This is a genomic window from Streptomyces sp. NPDC008092 (assembly GCF_042957285.1).
In the GTDB taxonomy this organism is placed as follows: domain Bacteria; phylum Actinomycetota; class Actinomycetes; order Streptomycetales; family Streptomycetaceae; genus Streptomyces.
On the sequence record NZ_JBIBHY010000006.1, the window covers coordinates 66,045 to 80,867 of the forward strand.

Annotated in this window: 11 protein-coding genes and 1 riboswitch; of the genes, 10 read left to right on the top strand and 1 reads right to left on the bottom strand. The window is 73.1% G+C overall.

Annotation, left to right across the window (positions count from 1 at the left end):
- Nucleotides 1-174: 174 nt before the first annotated feature.
- The 10 genes from ACFZB3_RS20255 to cobI all read left to right on the top strand — a co-directional run bounded on the left by ACFZB3_RS20255 (nucleotide 175) and on the right by cobI (nucleotide 14,059).
- Nucleotides 175-939, top strand: coding sequence for a GH25 family lysozyme (locus ACFZB3_RS20255; protein WP_391377020.1), 765 nt, complete (start codon nucleotides 175-177; stop codon nucleotides 937-939).
- 174 nt (nucleotides 940-1,113) lie between these two features.
- Complete coding sequence (locus tag ACFZB3_RS20260; protein ID WP_391377021.1) at nucleotides 1,114-2,370, top strand: inorganic phosphate transporter; 1,257 nt, start codon at nucleotides 1,114-1,116, stop codon at nucleotides 2,368-2,370.
- Nucleotides 2,371-2,388: 18 nt separating this feature from the next.
- A complete protein-coding gene (locus ACFZB3_RS20265; RefSeq protein ID WP_391377022.1) occupies nucleotides 2,389-2,616 on the top strand; it encodes a hypothetical protein in 228 nt (75 codons plus the stop codon).
- Nucleotides 2,617-2,772: 156 nt separating this feature from the next.
- A riboswitch (cobalamin riboswitch) is annotated at nucleotides 2,773-2,913 on the top strand.
- 100 nt (nucleotides 2,914-3,013) lie between these two features.
- Nucleotides 3,014-3,964 (top strand): cobalamin biosynthesis protein, encoded by a 951-nt coding sequence (locus ACFZB3_RS20270; RefSeq protein WP_391377023.1) that lies wholly within the window; start codon nucleotides 3,014-3,016, stop codon nucleotides 3,962-3,964.
- On the top strand, nucleotides 3,961-5,508 hold the full coding sequence (locus tag ACFZB3_RS20275; protein ID WP_391377024.1) for a cobyric acid synthase: 1,548 nt from the start codon (nucleotides 3,961-3,963) through the stop codon (nucleotides 5,506-5,508). Before ACFZB3_RS20270 ends, ACFZB3_RS20275 begins: the two co-directional genes overlap by 4 nt.
- Entirely contained in the window at nucleotides 5,505-9,161 is a 3,657-nt protein-coding gene (gene cobN / locus ACFZB3_RS20280) for a cobaltochelatase subunit CobN (protein WP_391377025.1), read from the top strand. The genes ACFZB3_RS20275 and cobN overlap by 4 nt, the downstream gene beginning before the upstream one ends.
- Complete coding sequence (locus ACFZB3_RS20285; RefSeq protein WP_391377026.1) at nucleotides 9,158-11,167, top strand: putative cobaltochelatase; 2,010 nt, start codon at nucleotides 9,158-9,160, stop codon at nucleotides 11,165-11,167. Before cobN ends, ACFZB3_RS20285 begins: the two co-directional genes overlap by 4 nt.
- Nucleotides 11,167-11,766 carry a cob(I)yrinic acid a,c-diamide adenosyltransferase gene (gene cobO / locus ACFZB3_RS20290; protein ID WP_391377027.1) on the top strand — a complete coding sequence of 200 codons (600 nt, stop codon included), beginning with the start codon at nucleotides 11,167-11,169 and terminating at the stop codon, nucleotides 11,764-11,766. Before ACFZB3_RS20285 ends, cobO begins: the two co-directional genes overlap by 1 nt.
- Nucleotides 11,766-13,331 (top strand): cobyrinate a,c-diamide synthase, encoded by a 1,566-nt coding sequence (locus tag ACFZB3_RS20295; protein ID WP_391377028.1) that lies wholly within the window; start codon nucleotides 11,766-11,768, stop codon nucleotides 13,329-13,331. The genes cobO and ACFZB3_RS20295 overlap by 1 nt, the downstream gene beginning before the upstream one ends.
- Complete coding sequence (gene cobI / locus ACFZB3_RS20300; RefSeq protein ID WP_391377029.1) at nucleotides 13,328-14,059, top strand: precorrin-2 C(20)-methyltransferase; 732 nt, start codon at nucleotides 13,328-13,330, stop codon at nucleotides 14,057-14,059. The genes ACFZB3_RS20295 and cobI overlap by 4 nt, the downstream gene beginning before the upstream one ends.
- Before the next feature lie 11 nt (nucleotides 14,060-14,070).
- Here cobI and ACFZB3_RS20305 read toward each other — a convergent pair whose 3' ends face one another.
- Nucleotides 14,071-14,799, bottom strand: a complete 729-nt coding sequence (locus tag ACFZB3_RS20305) for a ZIP family metal transporter (protein ID WP_391377030.1) — start codon at nucleotides 14,797-14,799, stop codon at nucleotides 14,071-14,073.
- Nucleotides 14,800-14,823 lie beyond the last annotated feature (24 nt).

The window sequence follows — 14,823 nt, forward strand, 5'->3', positions numbered from 1 at the left end:
CCCCAACCGGCCTGCACGGCAGGGCACTTTAGGCCGTACGTCCCGAATCCAGTAGAGCGCAAACCGCCGCAAAGAGTTCCATTTCCTGGCTTGGCCGAAGATCGCCGAGGATACGCCGATCTTCCAATAATCTCTGGACGATTTTTCGTACACGTTGCCATTCCGGGGGGAAACATGGCCCGTGACCGCATTACGCCGTCCCGCCACCGCGTCCGCGTCCGCGCCCTCGCGGCGTCCGCGGCGGCGCTCGCCCTCATGGGCACCGCCACCGCGCTCGCCGGCACACCGGCCTCCGCGGCGAGCCTGCCGAAGGGGCACGACGTCTCCTCGCACCAGAAGAACGTCGACTGGCCGGGCGCCAGGGCGAAGGGCGCCAGGTTCGTCTACATCAAGGCCACCGAGTCCACCACCTACCGCAACCCCTACTTCGACCAGCAGTACGACGGCTCGCGCAAGGCGGGCATCAGGCGGGGCGCGTACCACTTCGCCCTGCCGGACAAGTCGTCGGGCGCCCGGCAGGCCGCGTACTTCGTGAGCCACGGCGGCACCTGGACGGCGGACGGCTGGACGCTGCCGCCCGCGCTCGACGTCGAGTACAACCCGTACGACAAGAAGCACAAGTGCTACGGGCTGAGCAACTCCCGGATGGTCGACTGGATCAGGTCCTTCAGTGACGAGCTGAAGCGGGAGACCGGCCGGCGGCCGGTGATCTACACGACCACGAACTGGTGGAACCTCTGCACCGGCGGCAGCAGCGCCTTCGCCGCCGATCACGCGCTGTGGATCGCCCGCCACGGCTCGGCGGACGCCGGGACGCTGCCGGCCGGATGGTCGTCGTGGACCTTCTGGCAGTACGACAACAGCGGCAGCCTGCCGGGTGACCAGAATCTCTTCAACGGGTCCGCGGGACGGCTGAAGTCGTTCGCCATGGGCCTCTAGCCAAGGGGCGACCGGGCCGCCGGACCGGAACCGGGACGGCGGCCACGCCCCACCCCGTCCGGGGCCACCCCGAAGTCGATCCCATACACCCCCATGACCGCCCCAGTTCACCTTCCGTTCATCCAGGTTGCCTACGGTCCAACAGCCAATGACCTCGAAAGATTGCCTGGGTAAATGGAAAACTTCTCGCTGATCCTCGCGATTGTGGTAGTCACCGCACTCGCGTTTGATTTCACGAACGGTTTCCACGACACCGCCAACGCGATGGCCACCACCATCTCGACCGGTGCGCTCAAGCCCAAGATCGCGGTGACCATGTCCGCCGCGCTCAACCTGGTGGGCGCCTTCCTCTCGGTGGAGGTCGCCAACACGATCTCCAAGGGTCTCGTCGACGAGAACGGCATTCGTCCCGAGGTCATCTTCGCGGCCCTCGTCGGCGCCATCCTCTGGAACCTCGTGACCTGGCTGGTGGGCCTGCCCTCCAGTTCCTCGCACGCCCTCATGGGCGGTCTGATCGGCGCCACCGTCGCCTCCGCCGGCCTCGGCGCGGTCCACGGCGACGTGCTCGTCACCAAGGTCCTGCTCCCGGCGGTCGCCGCCCCGGTCGTCGCGGGCCTCGCGGCGGCACTCTCCACCCGCCTCTCCTACACGCTCTCGAAGAACGCCGAGGACGAGGCCACCCGCAAGGGCTACCGCGCCGGCCAGATCGCCTCCGCCGGCCTGGTCTCGCTCGCGCACGGCACCAACGACGCACAGAAGACGATGGGCATCATCACCCTCGCGCTGATCGCGGGCGGTGCCATCGCCCCCGGCTCGAACCCTCCCACCTGGGTCATCCTCTCCGCCGGCCTCGCCATCGCGCTCGGCACCTACATCGGCGGCTGGCGGATCATCCGCACCATGGGCACGGGCCTGACCGACCTCCGCCCGCAGCAGGGCTTCGCCGCCCAGACCAGCGCGGCCACCGCCATCCTGGCCTCCTCGCACCTCGGTTTCTCGCTCTCCACCACGCACGTCGTCTCCGGCTCCGTGATGGGCGCGGGCCTCGGCCGCAAGGGCGGCACGGTCCGCTGGTCCACCGCGACCCGCATGATGATCGCCTGGGTGCTCACGCTCCCGGCCGCCGCGCTGGTCGGCGCGCTCGCCGAGTCCGTGACGGACCTCGGCGACTGGGGCACGGCCGCCGTCGCCGTCTTCCTCGTGGCCGCCTGCGCCGCGATCTGGAAGCTCTCCCGCCGCGAGGTCGTGGACAGCAGCAACGTCCTCGGCACCGAGGAGCCGGCCGGCGTGGTCACCACGGCGATCGCCGCCGTGACCCCGCCGCCCGCGGGCCCGGCCCCGGTCACCGTCACGGACGGCCTGACCGCCACCATCCCCGCCCCCGCCTCCGCCCCGGCCGCTCCCGCGACCGACCCGGCCGCCACCGTCTGACCCCGAGGAAGCACCGACATGAACATCGACTGGGCAGCCATCGGCTCCGTCTTCGGCGTCAGCCTCGTGGCCACCGTGGGCCTGGTGGCCCTCTTCACCCTCGGCATCAAGGGCCTGTCCGCCCGCGAACGCGCCGCCGCCCAGGGCGACTCCGCGGTCCTGGCCGTGACGGCCGCCTACCTCTGCTTCGCCGCCTGTGCGGCCGCCGTGGCATGGGGCATCCATCTGATCGTGGCGAAGGCCTGACACCACAAGGTCCGCCGCAAAGGGCCTCGTCGGCGCCTCGAAGGCTCCTCTCCGTCCGTACGGAGAGGAGCCTTCCGCATGCCCCACGGGCCCCGCTGGGCAACCGGTGTGGGCCTTCCCACACACTCCCCTCGCAGGTCAAAGGCAAGTTGACGGGTCTTCCGGGGGCGTGGTGGACTTCCGGAGCCATGTACCGCGGCAAGGGAGGAAGCCGGTGTGAATCCGGCGCGGTCCCGCCACTGTCACCGGGGTAGCAATCCCCGGAAGCCAGGAACTCCCACCGCCGGTCTCGTCGAACCAGGGCGCGGACACCCTGAGTGAGGACATAACGCCATGCGCGGCTGCCGAACGAGGTTGAGTACCCGGCCCGTCCCCGACCCCGCGGCCGGCTGAGCCGATGGGTGCCGATCGCGTCTTCGCGTACGGTGCCGCCGCCGGCCTTCTCGGTGATCTGCTGCTCGGCGATCCGCGCCGGGGGCATCCGGTCGCCGTGTTCGGGCGGGCCGCCGGGGCCGTGGAGCGGGTGCTGTGGCGGGACCACCGCGGGTGGGGCGCGCTGCACACCGCCGTGTGCGCCGGCGGCGCCGTGGCGCTGGGCGCCGCGGCCGAGCGGGCCGTACGGCCGTCCGCCGCCGCGTCCGTCGCACTCACCGCGGCCGCCACCTGGGCCGTCGTCGGGGGCACTTCGCTCGCGCGCGAGGCCCGCGGCATCGGGCGGGCCCTCGCGGCGGGTGATGTCGAGGCGGCCCGCGCCCGGTTGCCGCATCTGTGCGGCCGGGATCCGCAGGCCCTGGACGCGGACGGGATCGCCCGGGCGGTCGTGGAGTCCGTCGCCGAGAACACCAGCGATGCAGTCGTGGGGGCGCTGGTCTGGGGGGCCGTGGCCGGCGTCCCCGGGCTGGTGGGGTTCCGGGCCGTCAACACCCTGGACGCGATGGTGGGACACCGGTCCGCCCGGTACCGGCGGTTCGGGTGGGCCTCGGCGCGGCTGGACGACGTGGCCGGGTGGCCGGGAGCGCGGCTCACCGCCGTCCTGGCCGCCGTGGCCGGAAGTGACACCAGGGGAGCGGTACGGGCCTGGCGGACCGACGCGGTGAAGCATCCGAGTCCCAACGCGGGGCCGGTGGAGGCGTCGTTCGCCGGGGCGTTGGGGGTACGGCTCGGGGGGACGCTGTCGTATGGCGGGCGGGTCGAGCACCGGCCGGTGCTGAACGGGGAGGGGCGGACTGTGCAGGTCGCGGACATCGAACGGGCGGTGCGGTTGTCGCGGCGGGTGGGGTGGCTGGCGTTGGGGGTGAGCGCGGCGGGTGCCCTGCTGCGCGGAGCGCTCCCGGGAAGGGCGTCATGAACAACGGTGGTCTCCTCGTGGCCGGTACCACCTCCGACGCCGGGAAGAGCGTCGTCACCGCGGGTGTCTGCCGGTGGCTGGTGCGGCAGGGTGTGAAGGTCGCGCCGTTCAAGGCGCAGAACATGTCCCTCAACTCCTTCGTCACGCGCGAGGGTGCCGAGATCGGCCGGGCGCAGGCCATGCAGGCGCAGGCCTGCCGGGTGGAGCCGACCGCGCTCATGAACCCCGTGCTGCTCAAGCCCGGCGGCGAGCAGAGCAGTCAGGTCGTGCTGCTCGGCAAGCCGGTCGGTGAGCTGAGCGCGCGGGGCTACCACGGCGGACGGCAGCAGAAGCTGCTCGGCACCGTGCTCGACTGTCTCGCCGAGTTGCGGGGCACGTATGACGCGGTGATCTGTGAGGGGGCCGGCAGTCCGGCGGAGATCAACCTGCGCCGGACCGACATCGTGAACATGGGGATCGCCCGGAACGCCGGGCTGCCCGTGCTCGTGGTCGGGGACATCGACCGCGGGGGCGTCTTCGCCTCCTTCTTCGGGACCGTCGCGCTGCTCTCGCCGGAGGACCAGGCCCTGGTCGCCGGGTTCCTCGTCAACAAGTTCCGCGGGGACGTCTCCCTGCTGGAGCCGGGCCTCGACATGCTGCACGGGCTCACCGGGCGGCCCACCTACGGCGTCCTCCCCTTCCGGCACGGCCTCGGCATCGACGAGGAGGACGGGATGGGGGTCCCCCCGCGCGAGCGAAGCCGAGCGTGGGGGAGGGTGTCCCCGCGCGGGACCGTCCGGGAGTCGAACACCGCCCCGCCCGTCGGGGAGGACGTGCTCCGGGTCGCCGTCTGCGCGATCCCGCTGATGTCCAACTTCACGGACGTGGACGCGCTGGCCGCCGAACCCGGCGTCGTGGTGCGGTTCGTGGACCGGCCGGAGGAGCTCGCCGACGCCGACCTGGTCGTGATCCCGGGGACCCGGGGGACGGTCCGGGCCCTGGAGTGGCTGCGCAAGCGGGGGCTCGCGGACGCGCTGCGGCGCCGGGCCGCCGAACAGCGGCCCGTGCTCGGCATCTGCGGCGGCTTCCAGATCCTCGGCGAGCACATCGAGGACGACGTCGAGAGCCGGCGCGGACATGTGGCGGGGCTCGGTGTGCTGCCCGTGCGCGTCCGGTTCGCCCGCGAGAAGACCCTCACCCGGCCCGTCGGCGAGGCCCTCGGCGAGCGGGTCGAGGGGTACGAGATCCATCACGGCGTCGGTGAGGTGACCGGCGGCGAGCCCTTCCTGGACGGCTGCCGGGTCGGGCAGACCTGGGGCACGCACTGGCACGGCTCCCTGGAGTCGGACGGTTTCCGCCGGGCCTTCCTGCGCGAGGTGGCGGCCGCCGCGGGCCGCCGGTTCGTGCCGGCCCCCGACACCTCGTTCGCCGCGCTGCGCGAGGAGCAGCTCGACCGGCTCGGCGACCTGATCGAACAGCACGCGGACACGGACGCGCTCTGGCGGCTCATCGAGTCGGGCGCGCCGCAAGGACTGCCTTTCATTCCACCGGGAGCGCCCGCATGAGCACTGTGTTGTTGTTGTCGACCGCAGACACCGATCTGCTGGCGGCCCGGGCCGCCTCCGGTGCCGGCTACCGGATCGGCAATCCGGCGCGCGTCGACGTGACGGCGGAGCTGCCGGCGCTCGTCGAGGGCGCGGACATCGCCGTCGTACGGCTGCTCGGCGGCAAGCGGGCCTGGGAGGACGGGCTCGCGGCCCTGAAGGCCGCCGGGATCCCGACCGTGCTGCTCGGCGGCGAGACGGTGCCGGACGCCGAGCTGATGGCCGAGTCGTCGGTGCCGGCGGGCGTGGTCGCCGAGGCGCTCCGGTACCTGGTCGAGGGCGGCCCCGGCAACCTCACCGAGCTGGCCCGGTTCCTGTCCGACACCGTGCTGCTGACCGGTGAGGGGTTCACCGAGCCGCAGAAGATGCCCGAGTACGGCGTCCATGGCTCCCGTACCCGGGAGAGCGGCCGGCCGACCGTCGGGGTGCTCTTCTACCGGGCCCACGAACTCAGCGGCAACACCGGCTTCGTGGACACCCTGTGCGACGCGATCGAGGCGCGCGGCGCCAACGCCCTTCCGGTGTACTGCGGTTCGCTGCGCGGGGCGGACCCCGGGCTGTACGAGCTCCTCGCCGGGGCCGACACACTGGTCGCGACCGTCCTGGCGGCCGGCGGCACGCACGCCTCGCAGGCCTCGGCCGGCGGCGACGAGGAGGCCTGGGACATCGGGGCACTCGCCGACCTCGACGTGCCGGTGCTGCAGGGCCTCTGCCTGACCTCCTCCCGGCAGGCCTGGGACGAGTCCGACGCCGCCCTCTCCCCCATGGACGCGGCGATGCAGGTCGCGATCCCGGAGTTCGACGGACGGCTGATCACGGTCCCGTTCTCCTTCAAGGAGCAGGGTCCTGACGACGTCCCGGTGTACGTCGCCGACCCCGAGCGGGCCGGACGCGTCGCCGGGATCGCCGTACGGCACGCGCGGCTGCGGCACAAGCCGAACGCGGAGAAGAGGATCGCGCTGGTCTTCACCGCGTACCCGACCAAGCACTCCCGGGTCGGCAACGCGGTGGGCCTCGACACGCCCGCGTCGGCGGTGCGGGTGCTGGACGCGCTGCGGGACGCCGGGTACGTGGTCGACGGACACCCCGACAACGGCGACGAGTTGATCCACCGGCTCATCAACGCCGGCGGCCACGACGTCGAATGGCTCACCGAGGAGCAGCTGGCCGCCGCGCCCGCGCGGGTGCCGCTCGCGGACTACCGGGCGTGGTTCGAGAAGCTCGACCCGGAGCTGCGGGACGGGATGACCGAGGCGTGGGGTGAGCCGCCGGGCTCGCTGTACGTCGACGGCGACGACGTCGTGCTGGCCTCCCTCCAGTTCGGGAACGTCGTGGTGATGATCCAGCCGCCGCGCGGTTTCGGCGAGAACCCGATCGCCATCTACCACGACCCGGACATGCCGCCGTCGCACCACTACATGGCCGCCTACCGGTGGCTGGAGAACAGTTTCGGCGCCGACGCGGTCGTGCACATGGGCAAGCACGGCACGATGGAGTGGCTGCCGGGCAAGGGGCTCGGGCTGAGCGCCGGCTGCGCGCCGGACGCGGTCCTCGGCGAACTCCCTCTGATCTACCCGTTCATCGTCAACGACCCCGGTGAGGGCACCCAGGCCAAGCGGCGCGGGCACGCCACCGTGGTCGACCACCTGGTGCCGCCGATGGCCCGCGCCGACACCTACGGCGACCTGGCCAAGCTGGAGCAGCTGCTCGACGAGTACGCGCTGGTGTCGGACCTGGACCCGACGAAGGCGCCGGCCGTCCGTGCCCAGATCTGGACGCTGGTCAAGGCGGCCGAGCTCCACCACGACCTGCACGTGGACGAGCAGCCCGGGGACGACGACTTCGACTCGTTCGTCATGCACATCGACGGCTACCTGTGCGAGATCAAGGACGTGCAGATCCGCGACGGCCTGCACATCCTCGGCGGCGGGCCGGTCGGCGAGCCGCGGGTGAACCTGGTGCTGGCCGTGCTGCGCGCCTCCCAGGTGTGGGGCGGGCAGGCGAACGCGCTGCCGGGGCTGCGCGCCGCCTTCGCCGCGCATTTCGGTCTGGTCGAGAAGGAGTTGCTCGCGGAGCCGGGCGCGCCGGTGAAGGTGCCGGTGGAGCTGACGGATCTCGTCGAGGGCCCGGCGCGCACCGCCGCCGACGCGATCGACCTGCTGGAGCAGCTGTGCCGCCGGGTCGCGGAGGGCATGGAGGAGCGGGACTGGGCGGCCGCCGACAGCCGCACGCTGGTGCGGGAGGTTCTCGGCACCGAACTCCCGGACGCGGTCGCCGTGTTGGAGTTCGCCTGCACCGAGGTGGTGCCGCGGCTCGCGCGGACCACGGACGAGATCGGGCACATCCTCAAGGCCCTGCACGGCGGTTACGTCCCGGCCGGCCCGTCCGGATCGCCGACGCGCGGCCTGGTCAACGTCCTGCCGACTGGCCGGAACTTCTACTCGGTCGACCCCAAGGCCATTCCCTCCCGGCTGAGTTGGGAGGTCGGCCAGTCGCTCGCGGACTCGCTGGTCCAGCGGTATCTGAGCGACACCGGCGCCTACCCGAAGTCCGTCGGCCTGACGGTGTGGGGCACCTCCGCGATGCGCACCCAGGGCGACGACATCGCCGAGATCCTGGCGCTCCTTGGCTGCCGTCCGGTCTGGGACGACGCGTCGCGGCGCGTGACCGGCTTCGAGGTGATCCCGCTCGGCGAGCTGGGCCGGCCGCGCATCGACGTCACGGTCCGCATCTCCGGCTTCTTCCGGGACGCGTTCCCGCACGTGGTCGGGCTGATCGACGACGCGGTGCGCACGGTCGCCGAGCTGGACGAGCCGGCGGAGTCCAACTACGTACGGGCGCACGCCGACGAGGACACCGCCGGACACGGCGACCGGCGGCGCGCGACCGCCCGGATCTTCGGCTCCAAGCCGGGGGCGTACGGCGCCGGGCTGCTGCCGCTGATCGACGCCCGCAACTGGCGCTCCGACGCCGACCTCGCCGAGGTGTACGCGGTGTGGGGCGGCTACGCCTACGGGCGCGGGCTCGACGGGCGGGCGGCGCGCGGGGACATGGAGACCGCGTTCCGGCGGATCGCGGTCGCCGCGAAGAACGTGGACACCCGCGAGCACGACCTCGTCGACGCCGACGACTACTTCCAGTACCACGGCGGCATGGTCGCCATGGTCCGCCATCTGACCGGCACCAACCCCGAGGCGTACGTGGGTGATTCGGCCACGCCGGACCAGGTGAGGACCCGCACGCTCGGCGAGGAGACGCACCGGGTCTTCCGGGCCCGGGTGGTGAACCCCCGTTGGATGGCGGCCATGCGCCGGCACAGCTACAAGGGCGCCTTCGAGATGGCGGCGACCGTCGACTACCTCTTCGGCTACGACGCCACCGCCGGGGTCGTGGACGACTGGATGTACGAGAAGCTCAGCGCGGAGTACGTCTTCGACGCGGAGAACCGGGACTTCATGAAGAAGTCCAACCCGTGGGCGCTGCGCGGCATCACCGAACGGCTCCTGGAGGCCGCCGACCGGGGCCTGTGGGCCGAGCCGGACGCGGACACCCTGGAGCGGCTGCGGGCCACCTACCTGGAGCTGGAAGGCGACTTGGAGGGCGACGACCAGTGAGTACCCCCTTCCCCTTTACGGCCGTGGTCGGCCAGGACGACCTGCGGCTCGCGCTGCTGCTGAACGCCGTGTCGCCGGCGGTCGGCGGGGTGCTGGTGCGCGGCGAGAAGGGCACCGCCAAGTCGACCGCGGTACGCGCCCTCTCGGCGCTGCTGCCGGCCGTGGACGTCGTCGCCGGCTGCCGTTTCTCCTGCGACCCGGCCGCCCCGGACCCGGCCTGCCCGGACGGCCCGCACGAGCCCGGCGCCTTCGAGTCCCGTCCGTCACGGATGGTCGAGCTGCCGGTCGGTGCCTCCGAGGACCGGCTGGTCGGCGCCCTCGACATAGAACGCGCGCTGGCGGAGGGCGTGAAGGCCTTCGAGCCAGGCCTGCTGGCCGACGCGCACCGGGGCATCCTCTACGTCGACGAGGTCAACCTCCTCCACGACCACCTGGTCGACCTGCTCCTCGACGCGGCCGCGATGGGCGCGTCGTACGTCGAGCGCGAGGGCGTGTCGGTGCGGCACGCGGCGCGCTTCCTGCTCGTCGGGACGATGAACCCGGAAGAGGGCGAGCTGCGCCCGCAGTTGCTCGACCGGTTCGGCCTCACCGTCGAGGTGGCCGCGTCCCGCGAACCCGACCAGCGGGTGGAGGTCGTACGGCGGCGGCTCGCGTACGACGACGATCCGGCGGGTTTCGCGGCGCGCTGGGCCGGCGACGAGGCCGCCGTACGGCAGCGGATCGTGGCGGCACGGGAGTTGCTGCCGTCGGTGCGGCTGGGCGACGGGGCGCTGCGGCAGATCGCGGCGACCTGCGCGGCCTTCGAGGTCGACGGGATGCGCGCCGACATCGTGATGGCCCGGACGGCGACCGCGCTGGCCGCGTGGGCGGGACGGACCGAGGTGCTGGCGGAGGACGTGCGCCGGGCGGCGCTGCTCGCGCTGCCGCACCGCAGGCGCCGCAACCCCTTCGACGCGCCGGGACTCGACGAGGACAAGCTGGACCAGACGCTTGAGGAGTTCTCCGGGGAGGGCGACGACGATCCCGGTCCGGAGGGTCCCGGCGGGGGCGGCGGGCAGCCTGCGCCCGACGACGGCGGACCGCAGGGCGGGGACGCCGGTGCGCGGCCCGAGGCCGGGGAGGACGGCGAACCGCAGACCTCCGGCGGCGCTTCGGGCGAGCAGGCTCCGGCGCGGGCGTCCGAGCCCTTTCGCACCAAGGCGCTGAGCGTGCCGGGGATCGGCGAGGGTGCCGCCGGGCGGCGGTCCCGGGCGCGCACCGAGCACGGCCGTACGACGGGTGCGCGACGGCCGCGGGGTGCCCTGACCAAGCTGCACCTGGCGGCGACCGTGCAGGCCGCCGCCCCGCACCAGCGGGCGCGCGGGCGGTCCGGGCCGGGGCTCGTGGTCCGGCGGGACGATCTGCGGCAGGCGACCCGGGAGGGCCGCGAGGGGAACCTCGTGCTGTTCGTGGTCGACGCGTCCGGGTCGATGGCGGCCCGGCAGCGGATGAGCGCCGTGAAGGGTGCCGTGCTGTCGCTGCTGCTCGACGCGTACCAGCGGCGGGACAAGGTGGGGCTGGTGACCTTCCGGGGCTCGGCCGCCGATGTGGCGCTGCCGCCGACCTCGTCGGTGGACGCGGCGGCGGCTCGGCTGGAGTCGCTGCCGACCGGCGGTCGTACGCCGCTCGCGGCCGGGCTGCTCAAGGCGCACGACGTGCTGCGGGTGGAGCGGTTGCGGGATCCGGCGCGGCGGGCGCTGGTCGTGGTCGTGACGGACGGGCGGGCCACCGGCGGCCCTGAGCCCGTCGCGCTCGCCGGCCGGGCGGCCCGGCTGTTCGCGGCCGAGGGGGTCGCCTCCGTGGTCGTGGACTGCGAGTCGGGGCCGGTGCGGCTGGGGCTCGCCGGGCAGCTGGCGGGCGAGCTGGGCGGTACGGCGGTGACGCTCGACGAACTGCGGGCGGACTCGATCGCCGGGCTGGTGAAGGACGTTCAGAACGTTCAGGGTCGTTCGAGGAGGGCCGCGTAATGCCGCAGGGACAGCCGAGTGTCGTGCCCGACGACGGTCTGACGACCCGGCAGCGGCGCAACCGGCCGCTCGTCGTGGTGCACACGGGGATCGGGAAGGGCAAGTCCACCGCCGCGTTCGGGCTCGCGCTGCGGGCCTGGAACCAGGGGTGGCCCATCGGGGTGTTCCAGTTCGTCAAGTCGGCGAAGTGGAAGGTCGGCGAGGAGAACGCGCTGCGGGTGCTGGGCGCCTCCGGCGAGGGCGGCTCCGTCGACTGGCACAAGATGGGCGAGGGCTGGTCCTGGGTCCAGCGCGACGCGCAGATGGACAACGAGGAGAAGGCCCGGGAGGGCTGGGAGCAGGTCAAGCGGGACCTCGCCGCCGAGACGTACCAGCTGTACGTGCTGGACGAGTTCGCGTACCCGATGCACTGGGGGTGGGTCGACACGGACGAGGTCGTCGACGTGCTGCGGAACCGGCCCGGGACCCAGCATGTCGTGATCACCGGGCGGAACGCGCCCGAGAAGCTCGTCGAGTTCGCCGACCTCGTCACCGACATGTCCAAGGTCAAGCACCCGATGGACGCGGGGCAGAAGGGGCAGAGGGGCATCGAGTGGTGATGTCCTCGTCCGTGCCCCGGCTGGTCGTCGCCGCACCCTCCTCGGGCAGCGGCAAGACCACCGTCGCCACGGGGCTGATGGCCGCGTTCGCCGCGCGGGGGCTCGCCGTGTCCCCGCACAAGGTCGGGCCGGACTACATCGACCCCGGGTACCACGCGCTCGCGACCGGGCGGGTGGGGCGGAACCTCGACGCGTACCTGTGCGGGCCGGAGCTGGTCGGGCCGCTGTTCGCGCACGGCGCGCGCGGCTGCGACCTGGCCGTCGTCGAGGGTGTGATGGGGCTGTACGACGGGGCCGCGGGGGAAGGGGAGCTGGCGTCCACCGCTCATGTCGCGAAGCTGTTGCGGGCGCCGGTGGTGCTGGTCGTGGACGCGTCGTCGCAGTCGCGGTCGGTGGCGGCGCTGGTGCACGGGTTCGCGTCGTGGGATCCGGAGGTACGGGTCGGGGGCGTGATCCTGAACAAGGTGGGGTCGGACCGGCACGAGGAGTTGCTGCGGGAGGCGCTGGACGCTACCGGGGTGCAGGTGTTCGGGGTGCTGCGGCGGGTGGCGCAGGTGGATACGCCGTCGCGGCATCTGGGGTTGGTGCCGGTGGCGGAGCGGCGGGGGGCGGCGGTGGCCGCCGTGGCGGCGATGGCCGCGCAGGTCGCCGACGGGTGTGACCTGGAGGCGCTGATGGGGCTGGCGCGGGGGGCCGGGGCGGTGCCGGGGGCGGCGGCGTGGGATGCGGCTGAGGCCGTGGGTTCCTCGCCCCCGCCGCCCCTACCCGTCCCATCACCAGGGGCCGCTGCCCCTTCGACCCCGCCTTCGGGGGCTGCCGCCCCCGGACCCCCGCATCGGCCCGAAGGGCCTCGTCCTCAAACGCCGGACGGGCTGGAGAGGGTGCGGGCCCGGCTGGAGGGGGTGCGGGCCGGGCTGGAGGAGGTGCAGGCCGGAGTGGAGGGGGTGTCGGGCGGGCTGGAGAGGGTGCGCGTCGCCGTTGCCGGTGGGGCCGCGTTCACCTTCTCCTACGCCGAGCATGCCGAGTTGCTTGCCGCTGCCGGGGCCGAAGTCGTCGTGTTCGATCCGCTGCGGGACGAGCAACTGCCCGACGGGACGCGCGGGTTGGTCATCGGGGGCGGGTTTCCCGAGGTGTACGGGAGCGAGTTGTCGGCCAACGAGGCGCTGCGGAAGGACGTCGCCGCTCTCGTGGCGCGCGGTGGGCCGGTGGCCGCCGAGTGTGCGGGGCTGCTGTATCTGGGCCGGGAGCTCGACGGGCTGCCCATGTGCGGGGTGCTCGACACGAGCGCGCGCATGTCGGAGCGGCTCACGCTGGGGTACCGGGACGCGGTTGCCGTGAGTGACAGTGTGCTGGCGGTCGCCGGGACGCGGATGCGCGGGCACGAGTTCCACCGGACCGTGGTGGAGCCGGGGGCGGGGGCGGCTCCCGCGTGGGGGGTGCGTGCGCCCCGGCCGCGGGTCGAAGGTTTTGTACAGCGGGGTGTGCACGCGAGTTATCTGCACACGCACTGGGCGTCCGAGCCCGGTGTGGCCCGGAGGTTCGTGGAGAGGTGCCGGACGTCATGAGCAGCAGGTTGATCGGAGTCGGGGTGGGGCCCGGTGACCCGGAGCTGGTGACCGTGAAGGGGGTCAATGCCCTGCGCGCGGCCGATGTCGTCGTGGTGCCTGTCATGGACAGCGGTGAGCGGGGGCGGGCCGAGGCCACCGTGCTGCACTACGTCGGCGCGGAGAAGGTCGTACGGGTCGTCTTCGCGCTGAACGAGCGCAGTGACCGGGGCCGGCGGGAGGCCGCCTGGGACGCGGCGGGGGCCAGGGTGGCCGAGTTGCTGCGGGAGCACGGGGCCGTCGCCTTTGCCACCATCGGGGACCCGAACGTCTATTCGACGTTCACGTATCTCACGCAGACCATCGCCGAGCTCGTGCCGGACGTGGTCGTGGAGACCGTGCCCGGGATCACCGCCATGCAGGATCTCGCCGCCCGGTCCGGGGCCGTGCTCACCGAGGGGACCGAGCCGTTGACGCTGGTGCCGGTGACGGCGGGGGCCGAGGTGCTCAAGGACGCGCTGGGCGGGCCGGGGACGGTCGTGGCGTACAAGTTCGGGCGGCAGGCCGGGGCGGTCGTGGCGGCGCTGCGGGAGACCGGGCGGCTGGACGACGCCGTGTGGGGGTCGGCGCTGGGGCTGGAGGAGGAGTCGATCCGGCCCGCCGCCGAGCTCGACGGCTCCCCGTTGCCGTACCTTTCCACGCTCATCGCGCCCCCGCGCCGGGACGGTGGCAGAGGCGGGAAGCTGTGAGCGGTCGGGCGTCAGCTGGAGATGCCCACCACCAGCCAGATGAAGGCCGCGCCGGCGACCGTGCACAGCAGCGTCGAGCGGGCCGGGTGCTCGTGGTGGGCCTCGGGGAGGATCTCGGCGGCGGCCAGGTAGAGCAGGACGCCGCCGAACAGGCCGAGATAGCCGCCGAGCAGGGCCTCCGGGATGGTGAAGAAGATCGTGGAGAGGGCGCCGAGGACCGGTGCGCAGGCGTCGGCGACCAGCATCGCTATCGCCCGGCGGCGCGCGTTGCCGTACAGGCTCGTGATCGTGAACGTGTTGAAGCCGTCCGCGAAGTCGTGCGCGATGACCGCGAGCGCGACCGCCGCGCCCATGCCGCCGCCCACCTGGAAGGCCGCGCCGATCGCCACGCCGTCCATCGCGCTGTGGCCGACCATCGCGCCGGCCGCCGTCAGGCCCACCTCCGGCGCCCGGTGGCCGTGCTCGTCGGCACCGTGCGCGGCCTGGCGCAGGGCCAGCGTCCGCTCCACCAGATGGGCCAGCAGGAAGCCGGCCACGAACAGGAGCAGGGCGGCCGGTACGCCGAAGACCTCGCGGCCGGCCGCGCGCAGCGCCTCCGGCAGCAGGTCGAGGCCGACCACCCCGAGCATCAGACCGCCGGCCAGGCCCAGGACCAGGTGACGACGGTCGGTCACACGCTGTGCCGTCCAGCCGCCGGCCAGCGTCATCAGGAACGCGCCGAGCGCGACGAAGACCGCCATGTGCCCTTGCTATCCGATCGACCC

Excerpts from the sequence above, each read along its gene's own strand:
- ACFZB3_RS20255 (WP_391377020.1), top strand. The coding sequence starts at position 175 with ATGGCCCGTGACCGCATTACGCCGTCCCGCCACCGCGTCCGCGTCCGC.
- ACFZB3_RS20260 (WP_391377021.1), top strand. The coding sequence starts at position 1,114 with ATGGAAAACTTCTCGCTGATCCTCGCGATTGTGGTAGTCACCGCACTC.
- ACFZB3_RS20265 (WP_391377022.1), top strand. The coding sequence starts at position 2,389 with ATGAACATCGACTGGGCAGCCATCGGCTCCGTCTTCGGCGTCAGCCTC.
- ACFZB3_RS20270 (WP_391377023.1), top strand. The coding sequence starts at position 3,014 with ATGGGTGCCGATCGCGTCTTCGCGTACGGTGCCGCCGCCGGCCTTCTC.
- ACFZB3_RS20275 (WP_391377024.1), top strand. The coding sequence starts at position 3,961 with ATGAACAACGGTGGTCTCCTCGTGGCCGGTACCACCTCCGACGCCGGG.
- cobN (WP_391377025.1), top strand. The coding sequence starts at position 5,505 with ATGAGCACTGTGTTGTTGTTGTCGACCGCAGACACCGATCTGCTGGCG.
- cobO (WP_391377027.1), top strand. The coding sequence starts at position 11,167 with ATGCCGCAGGGACAGCCGAGTGTCGTGCCCGACGACGGTCTGACGACC.
- ACFZB3_RS20295 (WP_391377028.1), top strand. The coding sequence starts at position 11,766 with ATGTCCTCGTCCGTGCCCCGGCTGGTCGTCGCCGCACCCTCCTCGGGC.
- cobI (WP_391377029.1), top strand. The coding sequence starts at position 13,328 with ATGAGCAGCAGGTTGATCGGAGTCGGGGTGGGGCCCGGTGACCCGGAG.
- ACFZB3_RS20305 (WP_391377030.1), bottom strand. The coding sequence starts at position 14,799 with ATGGCGGTCTTCGTCGCGCTCGGCGCGTTCCTGATGACGCTGGCCGGC.